We start from the raw sequence: 5,082 nt of genomic DNA, 5'->3' as shown, positions 1-5,082 counted from the left end.
CCACCCCCGCCCCCGCCGCGCCCCCGGCCGGTGTGATCGCTGTCGTCGCCCACCGGAAGAAGACGTTCGGGGGTGGGCTCGACGAGCTGCGCTCCCGGCTCGTCGCCGCCGGGGTCGGGCGGCTGCTCTGGTACGAGGTGCCCAAGAGCCGCAAGGCGCCCAAGCGGGTGCGCGCGGCCCTGGACGAGGGTGCCGAGCTGGTGCTGGTGTGGGGCGGCGACGGCATGGTGCAGCGGTGCGCCGACGCGCTCGCGGGCAGCGGCGTGCCGATGGGCATCCTGCCCGCCGGCACGGCCAACCTGTTCGCGGTGAACCTGGGCATCCCGGTCGACCTGCCGGAGGCGGTACGCATCGCGCTGCACGGCCGCCGGCGCGAGCTGGACCTGGGCCGGATCAACGGCGAGCACTTCGCGGTGATGGCCGGCGCCGGGTTCGACGGCGACCTGATCCGTGACGCCGACCGGCAGCTCAAGGGCCGGTTCGGCCGGATCGCGTACGTCTGGACCGGGCTGCGGCACGTGCGCGGCGAGTGCGTACGGACCCGGATCCGGGTCGACGGCGCCGACTGGTTCGACGACGAGGCGAGCTGCGTGCTGTTCGGCAACGTCGGCACCATCACCGGCGGCATCCCGGCCTTCGACGACGCCCGCCCGGACGACGGGGCGCTGGAGGTCGGCGTGTCCACCGCCAGCGGCGCGGTGGACTGGGCGCGCACGCTGGGCCGGATGGCCGCCGGGCGTTCCGAGGAGTCGCCGTTCGTGCGGATCACCCGGGGTCGCAAGATCAAGGTCCGGTTCGACGCGCCGAAGACGTACGAGCTGGACGGCGGCGCCCGGGGCAAGGCGAAACGGCTCAAGGTGAAGGTGGTGCCGGGCGCGCTGACCGTGTGCTGTCCCGACCCGGCGGACTGACCGCGCCCGGGCCGGGGCAGGATGCCGGAATGCGCGACGACATCCGCGACTACCTGGCCGAAGTGGTCCGCCGCTCCCGGGATGTGCTCGGTGAGGACCTGGTCGGCGCGTACGCCGCCGGGTCGGTCGGGCTGGGCGCGTACCAGCCGGGCCGCAGCGACGTGGACGTGGCGCTGGTGGCCGCCGGGCCGATGCCGGAGCCGGACAAGCGCCTGCTCGTGAACCGGCTGCGGCACGAGTCGCTGCCCTGCCCGGCGCGCGGCCTGGAACTGGTCGTCTACCGCCGCGACGTGGCCGCCTCCGGCACCCCGGAGCCGGGCTTCGAGGTCGAGCTGAACACCGGTGCCACGATGCCGTTCCGCGCCACCTACGACCCGGCCGACCGGCCCGCCGCCGACGGGCGGTTCTGGTACGCGCTGGACCGCAGCATCCTGCGCCAGTCCGGCCGGACGCTACTGGGCCCGCCCGCCGCCGACGTGTTCGCCGACCCGCCCCCGGAGGCACTGCGGGCGCTGCTCGCGGACGCGCTGCGCTGGTGGCTGGCGCTGCCCACGCCACCCGGCGACGAACCGGCCCCCGGCGCGGAGGACGCGGTGCTCGGCGCCTGCCGGGCGCTGGTGCGCATCCGCGACGGCGTCTGGCTGGGCAAGGTCGACGCCGGGCTGCGGGTGGCCGCCGACGACCCGGACGCCCCGCTGATCCGCGCCTCGATCGCGGCCCGCCGGGGCGGCACGCCGCCGTCCGGCCCAGCCGCCCGCGCGTTCCAGCGGCGGGTGTTGGACCGGATCACCGCGCGGTGAGCCCCGCCGTGCGTGACTACTGTGAGCCGGGGGAGGTGCGGTGATCATGACGAAGCTGAGCGCGTCCACGCGGGCCGGGCTGGAGTCGGTGGTGCCCGGCGGCGTGACGACCCGGGCCGCGGACCGGCTGCGGATGGCCCACGACGCCTCGCACTACCTGCTGCACCCCGGCGCGGTGATCACGCCGGCCGACGCCGGTCAGGTGGCCGCGCTGCTCGCGTACGGGCGCCGCACCGGCACCGCGCTGACGTTCCGCTCCGGCGGCACCAGCCTCAGCGGCCAGGCGGTCACCGACCGGCTGCTCGTCGACGTGCGGCGGCACTTCCGCGACCTGACGGTGCTCGACGACGGGCGGCGGGTACGGGTGCAGCCCGGGGTGGTGCTGCGGCAGGTGAACGCGCGCCTCGCGCCGTACGGCCGCAAACTCGGCCCCGACCCGGCCAGCGAGTCCGCCTGCACGGTCGGCGGCGTGGTCGCCAACAACTCCAGCGGCATGACCTGCGGAACCGAGTTCAACACGTACCGGACGCTGGAGTCGCTGGTCCTCGCCCTGCCCGGCGGCACCGTGCTGGACACCGGCGCCCCGGACGCCGACGCCCGGCTGCGCGCCGCCGAACCGGACCTGCACGCCGGGCTGCTGCGGCTGCGCGACCGGGTACGCGGCAATCCCGACTCGGTGCGCCGCATCCGCGCCCAGTACGCCATGAAGAACACCATGGGGTACGGCGTGAACGCGTTCCTCGACCACGACGACCCGGCCGACCTGCTCACCCGGCTCGTGGTGGGCAGCGAGGGCACGCTCGCGTTCGTCGCCTCGGCGACGTTCCGCACCGTACCCGTGCACCGGCACGCCGCGACCGGCCTGCTGGTCTTCGACACCCTGGGCGCGGCGATGGCCGCCATGCCGGCGCTGGTGGCCGCCGGGCCGGCGGCGATCGAGTTGCTCGACGCCGCCGCCCTGCGGGTCGCCCAGCGCGACCCGAAGGCGGACGCCACGCTGCGCGACCTGGCCGTGCGCGGGCACGCCGCGCTGCTCGCCGAGTGGCAGGAGTCCGACCCGGCGGCGCTCGCCGACCGGGTCGCAGACGCCGGACCGGTGCTGTCCGGCCTGCCGCTGAGCGCCCCGGCCCGGCTCAGCGGGGAGCCGGCCGCCCGCGCCGCGCTGTGGCACATCCGCAAGGGCCTGTACGCGGCCGTGGCGGGCGCCCGCCCGTCCGGCACCACGGCGCTGCTGGAGGACATCGCCGTCCCGGTCGAGGCGCTCGCCGGCACCTGCGCGTCGCTGGCCGACCTGTTCGAGCGGCACCGGTACGCCGACAGCGTGATCTTCGGCCACGCCAAGGACGGCAACCTGCACTTCATGCTCAACGAGCGGTTCGACGGCGGCGAGGCCCCGGCGCGCTACGCCGACTTCACCGAGGAGATGGTCGACCTGGTGCTCGGCCACGGCGGCACGCTCAAGGCAGAGCACGGCACCGGCCGGGTGATGGCCCCCTACGTGCGCCGACAGTTCGGCGACGAGCTGTACGAGGTGATGCGCGAGCTGAAGACGCTCTGCGACCCGGACGGCGTGCTGAACCCGGGCGTGCTGCTCAGCGACGACCCGGACATCCACATGCGGCACCTCAAGACCGTGCCGGCGGTGGAGGAGGAGGTGGACCGCTGCGTCGAGTGCGGCTACTGCGAGCCGGTCTGCCCCAGCCGTGACCTCACCACCACGCCCCGGCAGCGCATCGTGCTGCGCCGGGAGATCGCCGCCGCGCAGGCCGCCGGAGACACCGCGCTGGCCCGGGAGCTGACCGACGACTACGACTACGACGCGGTGCAGACCTGCGCGGTCGACGGCATGTGCGCCACCGCCTGCCCGGTGCTGATCAACACCGGTGACCTGGTCAAGCGGCTGCGCGCGCTGGAGCACGGCCGGACGGCGGGGACCGCCTGGCGCGGCGCGGCCCGCCGCTGGGGCGCCACCACCCGGGGCATGGCCCGGGGACTCGACCTGGCCGGGGCGCTGCCGCCCGCGCTGCCCGAGGCCGCCACCCGGGCCGCCCGCGCGGTGCTCGGCGCGGACCGGGTGCCGCGGTGGCAGCGGGACCTGCCGCGCGGCGGCACCCCGCGCCGCCCACACCCGGCCGACGATCCGGAGGCGGTGTTCGTGCCGTCCTGCCTGGGCACGCTGTTCGCCCCGGCGGAGGGTGGCACCGGCGTGGCCGCAGCGCTGCTCACGCTCGCCGAGCGGGCCGGCGTACGCCTGCTCGTGCCGGACGGCATCGGTGACCTGTGCTGCGGCACCCCCTGGTCGTCGAAGGGCCTCACCGACGGCTACCGGTCGGTCCGCGACCGCGTGCCCCCGGTGCTGCGCGCCGCGAGCCGCGACGGCGCGCTGCCGGTGGTCAGCGACGCGGCGTCCTGCACCGAGGGCTTCGAACGGCTGCTCGACGGCGCCGGGGACCTGCGGGTCGTCGACGCGGTCGCGTACACCGCCGGCACGCTGCTGCCCCGGCTGACGGTGCGCCGCCGGATCGGTTCGCTCGCGCTGCACCCGACCTGCTCGTCGGTCCGGCTCGGCCTGGACGACGCGCTGCTCACCGTGGCCCGCGCGGTCGCCGACGAGGTGGTGGTCCCGGAGGGCTGGCAGTGCTGCGGCTTCGCCGGCGACCGGGGTCTGCTGCATCCGGAGCTGACCGCGTCGGCCACCCGGGCCGAGGCCGCCGCCGTCGCGGCACGGCCCTTCGACGGGTACGCCTCGCTGAACCGCACCTGCGAGATCGGGCTGGCGCGGGCCACCGGGCAGCCGTACCGGCACCTGCTGGAGCTGCTGGCCGAGGTGACCGCGCCGTAGCGGTCCGGTCCTCCGAGATCGACACCAGTTCGGGGAAGTGATGGGGTCCGGGCGGGTCTGAAGGCGCCACTTCCCGATGGTGGTGTTGATGTTGGTTGCCTTGGCCTGGGCTTTGGCCGGGTGGCTCGCTTCTCATGCAGGGGATACCGCCGCTTCGGCGAGGTGGTGTCGGCCTTTGGTGGCGTCGGGTGCCGGGCGTGGGCAGGTCATACGTGATCGACACCAGTTCGGGGGAATGGTGGGGTCCGGGTGGGTTGGATGTGACCACTTCCCCGTACTGGTGTTGATCTTGGCCTCGGTCGGGTGTCGGTTGCTGGCGTGATCGACACCAGTTCAGGGGAGTGGTGGGGTCCGGGTGGGTTGGATGTGACCACCTCCCCGTGCTGGCGTTGACCCTTGGATCGGCGGGTGCACGTGGGGTGCGTGCTTGACGCCAACTCCGGGAGGTGGCTGGTTCTGTCCAGGGGTGAGCTGGGCGGGCGTACGGGGATCTCGATTGCAGGCGGGGCGATGGCGGCAGGGCTTACGG

3 protein-coding genes are annotated in these 5,082 nt (G+C 75.1%); all 3 read left to right on the top strand.

Annotated elements, in window-relative coordinates; genetic code table 11:
• Positions 1-911, top strand: a 911-nt coding sequence (locus ABD52_RS36110; RefSeq protein ID WP_047894701.1) for a diacylglycerol kinase family protein, incomplete at its 5' end; no start/stop codon positions are given.
• A gap of 29 nt (positions 912-940) precedes the next feature.
• Positions 941-1,711 (top strand): hypothetical protein, encoded by a 771-nt coding sequence (locus ABD52_RS36105; protein WP_047894699.1) that lies wholly within the window; start codon positions 941-943, stop codon positions 1,709-1,711.
• A 46-nt stretch (positions 1,712-1,757) separates the two neighbouring features.
• Complete coding sequence (locus ABD52_RS36100; protein ID WP_047894700.1) at positions 1,758-4,553, top strand: FAD-binding and (Fe-S)-binding domain-containing protein; 2,796 nt, start codon at positions 1,758-1,760, stop codon at positions 4,551-4,553.
• Positions 4,554-5,082: the final 529 nt, after the last annotated feature.

Origin of the sequence: Micromonospora sp. RV43, assembly GCF_001029515.1 — a bacterium.
In the GTDB taxonomy this organism is placed as follows: Bacteria; Actinomycetota; Actinomycetes; order Mycobacteriales; family Micromonosporaceae; genus Micromonospora; species Micromonospora aurantiaca.
The sequence above is the reverse complement of the archived record's forward strand: the minus strand, read 5'-3'. Positions and strand labels throughout refer to the sequence as shown.